The following is a 13842-nucleotide window of genomic DNA, read 5'->3' as shown; positions in this document are numbered from 1 at the left end:
TCAGCGCCCTTCAAGCTTATCGGTCAGTCGCTGGAGCGTACGACGCATTTCCTGCGACTCTTCGTGCTGCGCCTCGATCCAGTCGCGCAGCATCTGCTGCTCGTTGCGCATATTTTTCACAACACCTTGAATGCCCTCAGCAAGCTGGGCCATCGCCGTGACATCGCCTTTGGCGGTTCCATTGGCCTCAACGATGCGGCGCAGCTCCTGCGCGATGATTTCAAACTGTTCGCTGGAGCCGCTGGCAACACCTTCAAGCGCGGGCGCAAGATCGGAAGAGACATCGGTCATCGATGACAGCCAGTTTTCCAGTTCCATATAGAAACGGTTTTGCGCACGGCCCGCCTGCAGATCCAGAAATCCGAGAACGAGCGAGCCGGAAAGCCCGAGAAGTGATGACGAAAACGCAGTTCCCATACCCGCCAGCGGGCCGGAAAGCCCCTGTTTCAGCGCGTTCAGCACATCGCCGCTATCGCCTGAATTCGGATCGAGATTCTGAATGATATCGCCAATCGAGCCAATCGTTCCAAGAAGTCCCCAGAATGTGCCCAGAAGCCCAAGGAAAACAAGCAGACCGACAAGATAACGCGAGGTATCCCGTTGTTCATCGAGCCGCGTCCCGATGGAATCGAGAATGGAACGCAAAGAGGCCGTGGAAAGAGCCATGGTCTGCCGGCTGCCGATCAACGCACGCAACGGAGCCAGCAATTTCGGATCCCGGCCAACCCGATCCGCACTTCCGGCAGCGCGATAGGAATTCAGCCAGCTCACTTCTCTGCGCAAGGCAAAGACCTGACTGAAGACCATCAGGATACCGATCAGCAATACGCCAAGTATGAGACCGTTCAGCCCCGGATTGGTCATGAATGCGTCGTGAGCCTGCCGGTAGAGGATCGCCACGCAAAACCCGATCAGGATCAGGAAGATCACCATCGTCCATATGAACGTCATCGGGCTCGACAGCTTCTGCGCATAACCGCGCTTGGACGGTTCGCGCCGATCACCATTTTCGAGTTCGATATCTGACATTCTGTCACAACCTCCGCGCATCTGGCACTTGTCTGCCGTTCCCAAACTTTGAGCGAGACGTCAGACCGCCTTCAGCCCGGTGGAGAATCGACACGACAAATCAGGGCCGGTTGTTCAACCGGCCCCGCAAGCTCTAATCGAAAAAGCGGACGAAATGAAGGGTGCAGTGCCGAAAAGCCAAAAAGGCTTCATGGCTGAGCGCGATTATTTCTCAAGGCGGCGCTGCAGCTGATCGAAGAGCGCGATGCGTATCATTTCATTGCCGGCGATCACGCTGCCGGTATCCAGCATCTGCTGCCCGCCCTTGGTATCCGACACGAAACCACCGGCTTCGCGAACCAGAATCAGGCCCGCTGCCATATCCCAGGCTGAAAGGCTGTCTTCCCAGTAGCCATCAAGGCGACCGGCCGCCACATAGGCAAGATCAAGAGAGGCAGCGCCCATCCTCCGGATGCCTGCGACCTCCCCCATCACATGACGCAGTTCGACCAGAAACTTGCCATGCTGACCGCGCCCGAGATGCGGCACGCCGCAGCCAACGACACAATCGGAAAGATTACGGCGCGCTGAAACACGAATACGGCGATCATTGCAAAACGCGCCGCCGCCCTTTTCAGCGACAAAAAGCTCATCCTGAACAGGATTGAAAATGACACCGGCAACAATCTCTCCATTTCGCTCAAGCGCAATGGAAACCGCGAATTGCGGTATACCGTGCAGGAAATTGGTCGTTCCATCCAGCGGATCGACAATCCAGCGATGCTGACCGTCTGAGCCTTCTTCCTCGCCACCTTCTTCGCCAAGAAAACCATAGGTCGGGCGGGCACGCATCAGTTCAGAGCGCACGATCTTTTCGGCCTTCAGATCAGCCTGCGACACGAAATCGCCGGGTCCCTTGATGGAAACCTGCAAGTTCTGCACTTCACCGAAATCACGCGTAAGCGAACGCCCGGCTTTGAGCGCAGCCTGTACCATGACGTTAAGAAGGGCGGAACGGGCCATGAGACGAATACTTCCTTAGGACGGGCCGCGCGCTATAAACGCGGCAAAGACAAAACACATCTGTTGCCGGTTCAAGACCACATAACACAAGGAAATTCAAGAGTTGGACGCGGCAATCGGCTCTTTAGTCTGGACAGTCTCGAAATGCACACGGTTCCGACCGGCATTTTTAGCTTTGTATAAGGCACGATCCGCCAGATCCAGAGCATGGCTTAAAGGCATCTGCATCGTATCAAAGGCTGTAAGACCAGCACTCACGGTCACCCCGAAAGAATGCCCCTCATGTTCGAACCGCTCTTCTTCGACTAAATGACGAACCTGCTCGGCAACACGGCAGGCAGCTTCAACCGGCGAGCCTAAAAGAATGACAGCAATCTCTTCGCCACCGTAGCGGACAACCATATCCGACCGCCGGACACGGGTCGATATCACCCGCGCAACAGCCAAGAGCACCAGATCGCCGCGCGGATGGCCGAAGCGGTCATTGATCGCCTTGAAATGATCGATATCGAAAAGGATGATACATCCTTGTTTGGGCTCAGTATTGTCAGGCGCGGCCATTCGCACGCCCAACTCGGCCAGAGCACGCCGGTTCCACAAATTCGTGAGCGGATCACGCTCCGCCTCAAACTCGACAAGTCGAAGATGGTCATCGGCTTGCCGCGTGGCTTCGAGGACATAACCCAACATGACAACGCCACCGATATTGATGAGGGATAAGGGTAGGGCTACGTTTTGGAACAGTGGACCGGCCACCTCAAAACCAAGAACAAAAACAGAAAACACCATGATATCTGTCATAAGCCCCAACATCAGGAGGCTTTTGACAGTCTGCCGCTTAAGGCTCAGCCAACAAAAGATGAGGCCTGCTAAAGTGCTAATCACTATGCCGGTCATCCCGGCGACGGCTCCGTCGCCACCGCCCCAGTACCGAAAAGCAGCGGCACTCATGCCAGCCGCCACCCCGGCTAACGAGCCTCCAAACGGGGCAGCAAGCGCGATAAATACAGCGCGTGCATCAAAAACAATTCCCGGTTGAAGCTCGATCGGGTTAACCATGGCCGCCAGTGCGCCAAATGAAAAAATGATAGCGCTCGCATACAAGGCGCTGCGTTTGCCGCCCAGACGGCGCAGGACGATGCCATAGCCGATAACAACAAGAGCCCCCAGACCGAGACTGGCGACAAGCTGCCCGATGAAGCTGAACTGCAGCAACGTTGTGTACCTCCGAAACGCACCCCCGATTTCAGAAGTGTTCTGAAGTCCCAAGATTGTTTTCAGAATATACTTAACGTAGAAATATGAACAGTTAAAAAGCAATAGGCTTAAAACTGGACGACGATTGCCTGCGCCCGCATTCGCGCCTTTGCAAGCTCATCGGGAGAAAGGGTCTGAAGAAAGGTTTCCATTTCCGGCGTATCCAGGCCTGCCTGCCTGGCTTTCAGGTAAAAAGTTGCCGCGGCAATCTCATCGACGGGTGTCCCGATCCCGTTTTTATAAAGATAAGCCAGCTTGCTCGCCGCTGCGGGGTTTCCCTTCAAGGCTGCACGATGCATCCAGTCAAACCCCGCTCCGAGATCCGTGGGAACGCCATCACCGTTAATCAACTTGAGGGCGAGTTCAAGCTGGGCTGTAACATGCTCGTCCTCAGCGGCGCGCTCAAGCCAGAACAGCGCCTCGCGCTGATCCTGTTCCGTCGCACCATCGAGTGCCGGATAAATCTGCGACAGGGCGTATTCAGCATCAGGAACGGCGGCCACGGCGGCTTTCTCAAACCAGGGCAAGGCCCGCCTGAGCCCTTCTTGTCCCGGATTTTCCTGTATCAGAAGATTTCCATAGTTATACTGAGCCGTCGCATTTCCGGCCTCAGCCGCTTGTTTGATCAGCTTGCGGCCTTCTGCAACATCTTCTTCATCATCTGAGGAGAGAAGTGCCATACCATAGCGATTGACAGCCCACGCCCTTCCGCTGTCAGCCGCCATGCGGTACCACTCCATCGGCTTGCCAGCACGTTTTTGAGAGATAAACTCCCGCTCGATCATCTCCGCTATCAGGGTTTCAGCAGCCGGATCGCCCTTGTGCGCGCGCACCAGTGCAGCCTGATAAGCGCTTTCGAAATAACCACGCTGATAAAGACCATAAGCCAGGTCAATCGGACCGTTGTAGGGCTTTTCAGGCGGCAGTTCGGGAAGATCGGCATCCATTCGGTCATAAAGATGAAGCCCGAAGCCGTCATTGCCCGCTTCGCCTCCTGCATCATCATTTTCAGGCGGAATAAGGCGGCTCCCTTTTGATATATCGCCGCCCTGCACCATCATGTTTCCAGGCACCATCATCGGCATCTGGCTCTGTGCAACGGCACCGGATGCCGCAAGGGAAACAGTTGCGAACGAACACAGCCAGATAGTGCGGAATAAAGAAAACATAAGCCCTATCAATACTCAAACCGTGGCGCTTTTTCGTCAAGCGCAGCATTGATCTGGGCGACCATCGCCGCCGGCCCGCCTGGCGCTTCGAAAACCGCACGTCCTAAAGCAACGAACTCGGCCCAGGTGTGTGCCACTTCAACAGCACTTGCCGGTTCACTCCCCCCCATCACAATACAGGGAATCTCGACCATAGACGCCCACCATTCGCCAAGCTCAAGGTTTTTGGGATGTGTATTGGCGTGCGTATCACCATCCAGCAGACCGAAGAAGATATAATCAGGATTGGCCTCGCCGATTTCCAGCGCCTGATGTCGCTCTTTTGCGTTGCCGCCACCAACAATCATGCGCGGTGCAAAACGTTCAACCGCTTCGGCAATCTCCGGTGCGCCACCTTCGATATGTATGCCATCAGCCTTCACGCGTCCGACCACACGCGTGTCACCGGCAATCAGCGCCGCTGCATCGTAATTCTGGATCAACGGGACAATCCGCTCGGCCCGCGCCTGAAATGCATCAAACGCCTCGTCATACTGAGGAAGTATCACGGAAGCCACATCGCCACCGCGAAGAGCATCACCCAAAAGCTTTTCCTGCGCCTTTGCGTCTTCGATCTTCGGCACGACCAGAACCAGACGGCAGCGTTCCTGTTCGGATTCCATTTTGATAGCCTCCCTTTTTATGGCGCGCGAAACGGCGGCCTCGCCATTTCCCGATAAATCCGTTAGATCGGACTTTCAACATATGCGTTGATCGAAGTTCCGGGGCAACGCATTTCATCAATTTATCAAGCCTGAAACCTGATGCTTCCAGACCTTACCTTCTATGCTGCTGCCGTCCCTGCCGTCGTTCTTGTCGGCCTTACAAAGGGCGGAATGGGCGGTGCGCTGGCGCTGCTCGGCGTACCAATCATGACCTTTGTTGTCGATCCGGCAACCGCAGCGGCAATTCTTTTGCCGATCCTTGTCGTTATGGACGTGGTGGCGCTGTTCTCCTGGCGGCATAACACGCACTGGCCAACGCTTCTCTATCTGATGCCCGGTGCACTCATCGGCACTGCCCTTGGCTGGTACACGTTCTCGACAGTCCCCTTCGACCTGACACGATTGCTTGTCGGCGGCGTCACTGTAATCTTTGCGGGCAAATATTTCTTTGACATGCTGCGACCCGGCGACAAGCGGGAAAAACCGCCGGCCGGTCAGCGACCTGTTGCCGGCACGGTCTGGGGAGCGGTGGCGGGATATACCAGTTTCATATCGCATTCAGGCGGACCGCCCTACCAGATCTATACCCTACCGCTGAAGCTTGATCCGCGCTCATACACCGGTGCCAGTGTGCGCTTCTTCGCGATCATCAACTTCATCAAGCTGTTTCCCTATTATCAACTGGGAGAGCTGAAGGCGCCGAACCTGATTGCTTCGGCAAGCCTTCTGCCATTTGCCGTCGTCTCCACTGTCATCGGCGCACTTGTAATCAAACGCATGCGCATGGATGTATTCTACCCGTTCATGTACGCCATGGCGTTTCTGGCCGGACTGAAGCTGATGGTTGACGGTCTTTGATCGTTGCGTCTTACTCTTCGTCTTCCGGAGCACGCAGCATGCCAAGCGCAATCATATAGGTATCGAGGATCGCTTCCTCTTCCATGCGCTCCTGCTCGTCTTTCTTGCGAAGAGCAACGATCTTTCTAAGGGCCTTGGTGTCGAAACCGGTCGCCTTCGCCTCGCCGTAGACATCCTTGATGTCATCAGCGATGGTTTTCTTCTCTTCTTCGAGACGCTCGACCCGCTCGATGAACGAGCGCAGCTGATCGCGCGCAACGCCTTGTGCGTCAGACATAATGATCTCCTGTTCAAACGGAAATTTAAGGTGCTCCTGCCTGCCGCGAAGTGCGGCAAAGGTCAAGACAGGTTCAGGTTCTAAATCTTAATCGCGTGGTTTGTTCACTTCAAATTGGGCACGTTGGTCCGCACTGGCCTCTCTTTGATAGCGCGCTTTCCATTCGCTGTAGTCCATCCCGTAAATGGCCCGGCGCGATTCGTCTTTCGAGAGGTTGATGTCACGCTCTTCGGCAGCATCGCGATACCAGTTGGAAAGACAATTGCGGCAAAAACCGGCAAGATTCATCATATCGATGTTCTGAACATCCGTACGTTCACGCAGATGCGATACAAGACGCCTGAACGCCGCAGCCTCCAGATCGCGCTGCTCTTCTTCCGTCAATGCGCTCATGAAATTATCCCTGATCGTTGTGTTTCATACCCGTGAAGGAAAATGCCTTATTTCATGAACGCTCTCTTCCGCATTCAAGGTGGCAAAAATAGGTTCGATAAGGTCCGCCCAGCGTTTCACACCCCGATCATCGGCAATCAGATCCTGCCGCACCTCCAGCAGTGCATGCGCGATTCCCTCAGTCATACAATGCCGGTTCATCGTATCGCCTTTCAGCGCGCCGGTGTAGGGCTCATTCTCTCCGACAACGACACCTTCCAGCGTAGACAGAGCCGCGATCAAAGGACGCACCGCACGCGGATCGCCATCCCAGAGCACACCGGCATGCCATGGGCGCCTGAATCCCTTCCAGTCAGGTGTGAAAGAGTGAAGAGACAGAACGAGTGGCGGCTTTCCCGCTGCAGCTGTCGCACGGGCGATGACACCGTCAATGGCATCATGATAGGGACGATGAAAAAGATCGATCCGGCTTTGCCTTTCTGCCGCCGTGAGCGGATGATTGGCTGGGATGATCTGACCGTCAGAAATCTTCATGATCAATGTCGGATCGTCTTCGCCACGGTTCGGATCAATCAGAAGCCGTGAGAAAGTTGACATGACAGCCGGACACTGAAGCCTTGCCGCTAAAGCACGCGTCAGCTTTTCAATTCCGATATCATAGGCTATGTGACGGTGGAAAACACTGGCGTCCAGCCCGAGTTCGCCATATTTTTCAGGCACATGAGCCATGGCGTGATCACCCAGAAGGACTATACCAGTGTCATATTTTCCGTCTATTATCTCAAAAGCGTTGACGTTCGGCATGGATATCCGTCGCAGAATTAACGATAATGCAGGTGATGACATGGAGTCGGCATATTCGGCAAGCCACATTCATGCCATATACTCGCCCAGAACAGGGCCACATAATAAGGGGCTTTACAATCAATTGCGCGCGCTGACACACTCCCAGGTGTCAATGCAAACCAAGATAAAGACACCTATGCCATTGAAGACAGATCGATTCCTGACCGCCACAAATCGCCGCACGAAAACCCTTAAAGGCATCCGCACCATGACGGCCGGAGCTTTTGTTGTATTCGGCGCGGTTATGATGGCGGGCTTTGCTTCACCACGACAGGCCCATGCGGAGTTCCGCGTTTGCAACGATACGGCCAATCTGGTCGGCGTCGCCGTCGGATATCGTGATGATGACGGATGGATATCTGAAGGGTGGTGGCAACTTCCGGCCACGACCTGCGCAACGGTCGTCTCCGGCCCCTTAGAATCACGCTATTACTACCTCTACGCCGAAGATGCCTCCGGGAACGGACGCTGGACCGGTTATACCAATATGTGTGTAGCTGAAGACGAGTTCAAAATCGTCGGCGTCGATGACTGCTTTGCCCGCGGTTATCAGCAGATGGGTTTTAGCGAATACGACACAGGGCGGGAAGAAAGCTGGACGGTCCAGCTCTCGGACAAGCCCAGCACCCAAGAGAGTCAGAACTGATGAGACGTTATAGAAAAGTAAAAATTCTCGCCACACTTGGTCCCGCCTCGTCCGAAGAAGAGCAGATCCAGGCACTCCACGAAGCAGGCGCCGACCTCTTCCGTATCAATATGAGCCATGCCAGCCACGACCTGATGCGCACGCTGATCAAGCGTATCCGCAATGTCGAGGCACGCTGTGGCCGGCCCATTGGTATCCTTTGCGACCTTCAGGGCCCAAAACTGCGCGTCGGCAAATTCATGGATGGCAAGGTCGAACTTGAAATCGGCCAGACCTTTACCCTCGACGACAACGAAGAACCGGGCAACGAAAAGCGCGTTTATCTGCCACATCCGGAGATCCTTCAGTCCGTTCAGCCCGGGCACCGTCTGCTGATCGATGATGGCAAGCTGCAGCTTCGTGCCGAAAAATGCGATGGCAAGAGCATCGAATGCACCGTGATCGCAGGTACAACCATTTCCGACCGCAAGGGCGTTTCCCTGCCCGATACGCTGCTTGGCGTTGGCGCTCTGACCGAGAAGGACCGCGCCGACCTCGACGCCGTTCTGGAAACCGGCGATGCCGACTGGATTGCGCTGTCCTTTGTGCAGCGCCCCGACGATCTGGCTGAAGTCCGCAAGATCGCGCGCGGTCAGGTTGGCCTGATGTCGAAGATCGAGAAGCCGCAGGCTATCGAGCGCATCGATGAGATCATCGAAATGAGTGATGCGCTGATGGTTGCCCGTGGTGACCTTGGCGTTGAAATGCCGCTGGAAACCGTTCCCGGTCTGCAGAAAAAGCTGATCCGTGCCTGCCGCGCTGCCGGCAAACCCGTGGTCGTCGCCACGCAGATGCTGGAATCGATGATTACTTCGCCGGTTCCCACCCGCGCAGAAGTTTCCGACGTTGCAACAGCTGTTTTCGAAGGTGCGGATGCTGTGATGCTGTCTGCTGAATCGGCCGCCGGTCAGTATCCGGTCGAAGCTGTTAAAACGATGGCTTCTGTCGCCCGCACGATCGAGCACGAGCACCTTTATCCCAACATCCTGCACGCGCAGCGCCCGCAGCCGGAGGCAACCGGCGCCGACGCGATCTCCCTGGCATCACGCGAAATCGCTGAAACGCTGAAGCTTTCCGCGCTGGTTTGCTACACCGCTTCCGGCACAACCGGCCTTCGTGCCGCGCGTGAACGGCCGAATGTTCCGATCATTGCCCTGTCGCCGGTTGTCAAAACAGCACGCCGTCTCTCGGTTGTCTGGGGGCTGCATTGCGTGGTTGCCGATGAACCGACCGATCTCGACAGCATGGTGGATGGTGCCTGCCGGATTGTCGTTGATGAAGACTACGGCAAGCCGGGCGATCGGATCATCATATCTGCCGGTGTTCCGCTTGGTACGCCGGGCGCGACGAACATGCTGCGCATCGCTTATATCGGAATGGACGGTCGTTCCGGCGTTTAAGCTCAATATCCCGGCGACATGCGCCTTGTGCGTTTGCCGCCGCTATCCAAAACAAAGAAACCCGCCACGATGGCGGGTTTCTTTTTGTCTGAACTATTAACGGCACATAGCCGGTCAGTCTGAAGTCACAGGCCCTACTGGCCCATTTCGTCGGCACGTTCAGCGTTTACACTGTTTTCGGCCGTTTCCACGGCTGCGGTAAAGCTTGCAAAGATGTCTTCGCCACCGGGAACCGACTGCTGGAACCATTCAAATACCGGCTCAACCGCTGCCCTGAATTTCTCCTTTTCCGCTTCGGTTGGCACATAGATTTCACCACCATCTTTGAGAAACGCCTCATAAGCGGCAATTTCCTTGCGCTTCGGGCTGGCGAAAGTCGCCTGCTGCAAGGCATAAAAACCATCCACCACGACCTTTTTCTGTGCGTCTGTCAGACCTTCAAAACGCGCATTTGACATCCACCAGAAGGCTGCCATGTATGAGTGACGGTCAAGCGTGATGTATTTTAGCCCGGCATCGGGAAATTTCATGTTCATGATATCTGTGATGCCGTTGGCCGTGCCCTGAACCACGCCCGTTTGAAGCGATGTAAAAAGCTCCGGCCAGGCGATCGGTGTTGGCGATGCTCCAAGCGACTTCACCAACTCCTGCGGAAGCTCAGCAGGCACGGTTCGCAGCTTCATACCGTCCATATCGTCAGGCGTCTTGATGGTGTGCTCGGTGTTGGCGAAGTTACGCCAGCCGCCCGTATTTCCAATCGTCATCAAACGGATCGTATCGCCGCTGTCGGCAAGCGCCAGATCGCGCAGTTCCGTTGTAAACGGACCACTCAGCACTTCTTCGGCCACCCGGTCATCATCCATCAGATAAGGCAGATCAAGGATCTGGAGGTATGGAAAAAGACCAGCCGCACCGCCGGAGGTGGACATGTAAATATCGATTGAGCCGTCTGCTATGCCTTGCAGGCACTCTTCACCGGTCGCGCAGATCTGCGTCCCCATGAAGATATCCACAGCAATCGCACCATTTGATGCATTCTCGACGTAATTCTTGAAGACGACCAGACCATCATAATCTTCGTCGTTCTCATTGGAATTGGCCGTCGCCCTCAATGTGGTGTCAGCAGCAGTGACGAATTGCGCGCCAGACAGTGCCAGTGCACCGGCCAGAAGCGCTGTCTTCAAAAACGTTTTCACCATAAAATATCCTCCCTTGGATCCGTCGTTCTATTATTCAATTCAGAAAGCCGAACATGCGCGGCAAAGTCAGGCTGATAGCCGGAACATAGGTGATCAGGAAAATAACCGCCACTTCGACCGCCAGAAATGGCAGAACGGCGCGGGCGACACTTTCAACCGAAAGCCTTGAAACCGACGATGTCACAAACAGAACCAGGCCCATTGGCGGCGTTAGCAGGCCAACAGTCAGGTTCACCGCCATGATGATGGCAAAATGCACCGGATCGACTCCCATATCCAGAAAGATCGGCCCGAGAATTGGCCCAAGGATAATAATCGCCGGTCCTGCATCCAGAAACATACCGACAACCAGCAGCAAAACATTGATCAATAGCAGCAAAAGCAGCGGATTATCCGTGAGCCCGAGCATGAAACCTGCCAGCATTTCCGGCGTGTGCGCCAGAGAAGCCACTGTTTTGAACGCCATGGCGGCGCCCACCAGCAGTAGCACCACCGACGAAGACAGCGCCGCCCGTGTCAGGATCGCGGGTACATCGCGTACGCTGAGCGTACGCAGCACGAAAAAACCGATAAAGAAGGCGTAGCCAACCGCAATGGCCGACGCTTCTGTGGGTGTGAATACACCGCCAAGAATACCACCCAGTATGATCACCGGTGTCAAAAGCGGCCAGAAAGCCCTGAGGCTGGCCTGCCGTCGGGTTTTCCAGTCAGATCTGGGCGTTGCAAGCGGCAAGCCTTCGCGGTCTGCCATAAGCCTTACCAGGACCATGAGCGACACGCCAATCAGAACACCGGGCACGATGCCTGCCAGAAACAGGGCTGCAACGCTTTCGCCCATCACATAGGCGTAAATGATCATGATGCCGGATGGTGGGATAATCGGCCCGATAATGGCCGAGGCCGCCGTAATGGCAGCTGCAAAACGGCGAGAATAACCCTGCTTTTCCATGGCGGGTATCATCATCGCGCCAAGGGCCGAAACATCAGCGACAGCAGACCCTGAAAGCCCGGCGAAGAGCATTGATGAGAACACGTTGACATGAGCGAGACCAGCGCGAAAATGACCGATAATGGCCTGCGAGAACTCCACCAGCCGCTCGGTAATTCCGGCGCGGTTCATCAGTTCGCCTGCCAGCATGAAGAACGGCACAGCCATCAGTGGAAAGCTATCCATGCCATTATAAATATTGCGATATAAAAGCACGATATCGCGCTCCTGCCCGTTGAACCAGAGCAGCAGTGCGGGCGCTGCGATCAACGCAAACAGGATCGGCAGACCGAGAAACAGGAAGACGAGAAAAAGCGGAAGAAACAGGCTCAGCATTACTCGGTCTCCAGCCCGGCGACAGGCTTCAGAGGCTTCAACCTTGTACCAGCGCCGAAAAGCTCAGCGAGAAGCCGCAGCAACAATTCGCAATTGACCAAAAACATCAGGGTAACACCGGTTGCCAGCGACGCCATCATCGCCGCGCGCGGCACTTTCATCCAGACTGAAAGATCGATCGCAGTCGGAACCTTGAGAGCAGGCATCGCAAAACGCCCGCCAATGCCGGACACTTCGCTCCAGCCGATTCCGATGCCCCACCACAGCACCACGGCTGAAACCAGAAGCAGGACAACGTTTAAAAGCGAGGCCACAGTCTTCGGCAGAAGGCATCGAAGAGTCTCAATGCTGATCAGGCCACCATGGCGAAATGCGGTCGGCGCCATCAGGCTCACCATCCACAACATCATGAAACGCGCCAGCTCTTCGGTCCATGGCAGTGCGTTGTTCAGACCATAGCGAAAAAACACCTGAATCAGAATCACGACCACCATCAGCCCCATCAGAGTCGCGGCAAGCCAGCGCCCCAGAGCCAGAAGAGGCCGATTGATAAACGAGAGACAAGCGGCCGCAGCCAGTAACAAACCCATATGGTGACCTATTCAAAGCCAGCACAGAGACAAAGCCCTGCGGCAGATCGGCAATTGCCTAGCGTTTTTCCGGTATGGGGGAAAGTCCGCAAGAGTTTTTTTCCTCCCATTCATGCCGGTTCGGCCAATCCATGGTGCGAAATCCTGTCAATGCCCCGGACTTTCAGGAACATATTCCTGATCAAGGCGCATGACATCATCGTCCGGTGGGTCGTCATTCAGACTCATAATGCTGGCGGCCAGGCCGATCTGCCGGAATTCCGTCGGGGTGATGCGAAAATAGCGGCGAAAAACCTTTGCAAAGTAATTCGGATCGGAAAAACCCGCCATGCCTGCGACCTCCTTGATCGTATGGTCGCTGCCGGACAGCAGCCGCGTGGAAAAACGCAGCCGGCGCAAAAGCACATATTCGGCGGGCGGCATCCCCTCTGACTGTGCAAAAAGCCTTGAGAAATGCGCTCGTGAAAAGCCAGAAACCTCAGCCAGTCGCTCGACTGGCAAAGCGTCTTCCAGATGCTCATCAATAAAATGGATGACACGCTGCATTGCCCGGCTTTCCACCGGCGGTATGGCGCGCGTTCCGAAGACATCGTCGTAAAGCAGCATCGCCACCTTATAAGCGATCATCGAAGCACGTGCAGGCGTTTCAGCCTGCGTCGACAAAAGCTCGTTGACGCATAACGCCATTTCATCCACCGTTTCCGGCTTGAGCTTCAAAACCGGGCCGGATGTCTCAAGAATGGCCTGCTGAATACGCATCGCCTCCTCGCCGTTGAGTGAAATCCAGAAAAACTCCCACAATCCACCCTCTTCCACCCAGTAGCGGTGATTATGCGGAATGCAGGTCAGCATTGTTTCACCGGGGTGAAGCCGGAACGATCGGTTTTCAAAACGCAAATTGCCGCCACCGGCGACCGTGTACTGGATAACCGAAAACGGACTGCGGCCGCGGCGCCTTCCATCCCAGCTGTATTTCGGATCGGTGCGAACTTCATATCCTGCGCTGACGGGCATGGCGTGGAGATCCTGATGTCCCCGCGGCAGGGAAATCAAACGACCGATAGGCGCGCGAGCCCGCAGATCACGTAGCACAGAATTACCCATAAAAG

General features: G+C 55.4%; 15 protein-coding genes. 3 read left to right on the top strand and 12 right to left on the bottom strand.

Annotated elements, in window-relative coordinates:
* The 5 genes from EDC90_RS04430 to EDC90_RS04410 all read right to left on the bottom strand — a co-directional run bounded on the left by EDC90_RS04430 (position 1) and on the right by EDC90_RS04410 (position 5119).
* The gene (locus tag EDC90_RS04430) at positions 1–1029 is read right to left on the bottom strand and encodes a flagellar motor protein MotA (protein ID WP_132308970.1); all 1029 of its coding nucleotides are present in this window, start codon (positions 1027–1029) and stop codon (positions 1–3) included.
* A 204-nt stretch (positions 1030–1233) separates the two neighbouring features.
* Positions 1234–2031 (bottom strand): inositol monophosphatase family protein, encoded by a 798-nt coding sequence (locus tag EDC90_RS04425; RefSeq protein WP_132308968.1) that lies wholly within the window; start codon positions 2029–2031, stop codon positions 1234–1236.
* Between the two features lie 96 nt (positions 2032–2127).
* Positions 2128–3351: a diguanylate cyclase gene (locus tag EDC90_RS04420; protein ID WP_207903842.1), complete on the bottom strand. Its 1224-nt coding sequence runs from the start codon at positions 3349–3351 to the stop codon at positions 2128–2130.
* Between the two features lie 5 nt (positions 3352–3356).
* The gene (locus EDC90_RS04415) at positions 3357–4457 is read right to left on the bottom strand and encodes a tetratricopeptide repeat protein (protein WP_132308964.1); all 1101 of its coding nucleotides are present in this window, start codon (positions 4455–4457) and stop codon (positions 3357–3359) included.
* 8 nt (positions 4458–4465) lie between these two features.
* Positions 4466–5119, bottom strand: a complete 654-nt coding sequence (locus EDC90_RS04410) for a thiamine phosphate synthase (protein ID WP_132308962.1) — start codon at positions 5117–5119, stop codon at positions 4466–4468.
* Between the two features lie 141 nt (positions 5120–5260).
* Here EDC90_RS04410 and EDC90_RS04405 point away from each other — a divergent pair, with 141 nt between their 5' ends.
* The gene (locus tag EDC90_RS04405) at positions 5261–6019 is read left to right on the top strand and encodes a sulfite exporter TauE/SafE family protein (RefSeq protein ID WP_132308960.1); all 759 of its coding nucleotides are present in this window, start codon (positions 5261–5263) and stop codon (positions 6017–6019) included.
* Positions 6020–6029: 10 nt separating this feature from the next.
* On the opposite strand, the gene EDC90_RS04400 is transcribed toward EDC90_RS04405, so the two are convergent.
* From EDC90_RS04400 to EDC90_RS04390, 3 genes are all read right to left on the bottom strand, one after another.
* The gene (locus EDC90_RS04400) at positions 6030–6296 is read right to left on the bottom strand and encodes a DUF2312 domain-containing protein (protein ID WP_132308958.1); all 267 of its coding nucleotides are present in this window, start codon (positions 6294–6296) and stop codon (positions 6030–6032) included.
* 87 nt (positions 6297–6383) lie between these two features.
* On the bottom strand, positions 6384–6689 hold the full coding sequence (locus EDC90_RS04395; RefSeq protein ID WP_132308956.1) for a DUF1244 domain-containing protein: 306 nt from the start codon (positions 6687–6689) through the stop codon (positions 6384–6386).
* Between the two features lie 24 nt (positions 6690–6713).
* Positions 6714–7493 carry an N-formylglutamate amidohydrolase gene (locus EDC90_RS04390; RefSeq protein ID WP_132308954.1) on the bottom strand — a complete coding sequence of 260 codons (780 nt, stop codon included), beginning with the start codon at positions 7491–7493 and terminating at the stop codon, positions 6714–6716.
* A 250-nt stretch (positions 7494–7743) separates the two neighbouring features.
* Here EDC90_RS04390 and EDC90_RS04385 point away from each other — a divergent pair, with 250 nt between their 5' ends.
* Both EDC90_RS04385 and pyk read left to right on the top strand, forming a co-directional pair.
* A complete protein-coding gene (locus tag EDC90_RS04385) occupies positions 7744–8181 on the top strand; it encodes a DUF1036 domain-containing protein (protein WP_132309102.1) in 438 nt (145 codons plus the stop codon).
* A complete protein-coding gene (pyk, locus tag EDC90_RS04380) occupies positions 8181–9620 on the top strand; it encodes a pyruvate kinase (RefSeq protein ID WP_132308952.1) in 1440 nt (479 codons plus the stop codon). The genes EDC90_RS04385 and pyk overlap by 1 nt, the downstream gene beginning before the upstream one ends.
* Before the next feature lie 134 nt (positions 9621–9754).
* Here the strand turns inward: pyk and dctP are convergent, their stop codons facing one another.
* From dctP to EDC90_RS04360, 4 genes are all read right to left on the bottom strand, one after another.
* Entirely contained in the window at positions 9755–10819 is a 1065-nt protein-coding gene (dctP, locus tag EDC90_RS04375; RefSeq protein WP_132308950.1) for a TRAP transporter substrate-binding protein DctP, read from the bottom strand.
* A gap of 34 nt (positions 10820–10853) precedes the next feature.
* Positions 10854–12143: a TRAP transporter large permease gene (locus tag EDC90_RS04370; protein ID WP_132308948.1), complete on the bottom strand. Its 1290-nt coding sequence runs from the start codon at positions 12141–12143 to the stop codon at positions 10854–10856.
* Positions 12143–12733 carry a TRAP transporter small permease gene (locus tag EDC90_RS04365; RefSeq protein WP_132308946.1) on the bottom strand — a complete coding sequence of 197 codons (591 nt, stop codon included), beginning with the start codon at positions 12731–12733 and terminating at the stop codon, positions 12143–12145. The genes EDC90_RS04370 and EDC90_RS04365 overlap by 1 nt, the downstream gene beginning before the upstream one ends.
* Before the next feature lie 147 nt (positions 12734–12880).
* Positions 12881–13837: an AraC family transcriptional regulator gene (locus EDC90_RS04360; protein WP_132308944.1), complete on the bottom strand. Its 957-nt coding sequence runs from the start codon at positions 13835–13837 to the stop codon at positions 12881–12883.
* Positions 13838–13842: the final 5 nt, after the last annotated feature.

Origin of the sequence: Martelella mediterranea, assembly GCF_004342225.1 — a bacterium.
Lineage (GTDB): Bacteria > Pseudomonadota > Alphaproteobacteria > Rhizobiales > Rhizobiaceae > Martelella > Martelella mediterranea_B.
Note: the sequence above shows the minus strand (reverse complement) of the source record. Positions and strands in the feature narration are given on the sequence as shown.

What these genes read in the sequence shown, in the direction of transcription:
- EDC90_RS04365 (WP_132308946.1), bottom strand. Translation starts at nt 12,733, where the DNA reads ATGGGTTTGTTACTGGCTGCGGCCGCTTGTCTCTCGTTTATCAATCGG.
- EDC90_RS04390 (WP_132308954.1), bottom strand. Translation starts at nt 7,493, where the DNA reads ATGCCGAACGTCAACGCTTTTGAGATAATAGACGGAAAATATGACACT.
- pyk (WP_132308952.1), top strand. Translation starts at nt 8,181, where the DNA reads ATGAGACGTTATAGAAAAGTAAAAATTCTCGCCACACTTGGTCCCGCC.
- EDC90_RS04385 (WP_132309102.1), top strand. Translation starts at nt 7,744, where the DNA reads ATGACGGCCGGAGCTTTTGTTGTATTCGGCGCGGTTATGATGGCGGGC.
- EDC90_RS04410 (WP_132308962.1), bottom strand. Translation starts at nt 5,119, where the DNA reads ATGGAATCCGAACAGGAACGCTGCCGTCTGGTTCTGGTCGTGCCGAAG.
- dctP (WP_132308950.1), bottom strand. Translation starts at nt 10,819, where the DNA reads ATGGTGAAAACGTTTTTGAAGACAGCGCTTCTGGCCGGTGCACTGGCA.
- EDC90_RS04395 (WP_132308956.1), bottom strand. Translation starts at nt 6,689, where the DNA reads ATGAGCGCATTGACGGAAGAAGAGCAGCGCGATCTGGAGGCTGCGGCG.
- EDC90_RS04405 (WP_132308960.1), top strand. Translation starts at nt 5,261, where the DNA reads ATGCTTCCAGACCTTACCTTCTATGCTGCTGCCGTCCCTGCCGTCGTT.
- EDC90_RS04430 (WP_132308970.1), bottom strand. Translation starts at nt 1,029, where the DNA reads ATGTCAGATATCGAACTCGAAAATGGTGATCGGCGCGAACCGTCCAAG.
- EDC90_RS04370 (WP_132308948.1), bottom strand. Translation starts at nt 12,143, where the DNA reads ATGCTGAGCCTGTTTCTTCCGCTTTTTCTCGTCTTCCTGTTTCTCGGT.
- EDC90_RS04415 (WP_132308964.1), bottom strand. Translation starts at nt 4,457, where the DNA reads ATGTTTTCTTTATTCCGCACTATCTGGCTGTGTTCGTTCGCAACTGTT.
- EDC90_RS04425 (WP_132308968.1), bottom strand. Translation starts at nt 2,031, where the DNA reads ATGGCCCGTTCCGCCCTTCTTAACGTCATGGTACAGGCTGCGCTCAAA.
- EDC90_RS04400 (WP_132308958.1), bottom strand. Translation starts at nt 6,296, where the DNA reads ATGTCTGACGCACAAGGCGTTGCGCGCGATCAGCTGCGCTCGTTCATC.
- EDC90_RS04360 (WP_132308944.1), bottom strand. Translation starts at nt 13,837, where the DNA reads ATGGGTAATTCTGTGCTACGTGATCTGCGGGCTCGCGCGCCTATCGGT.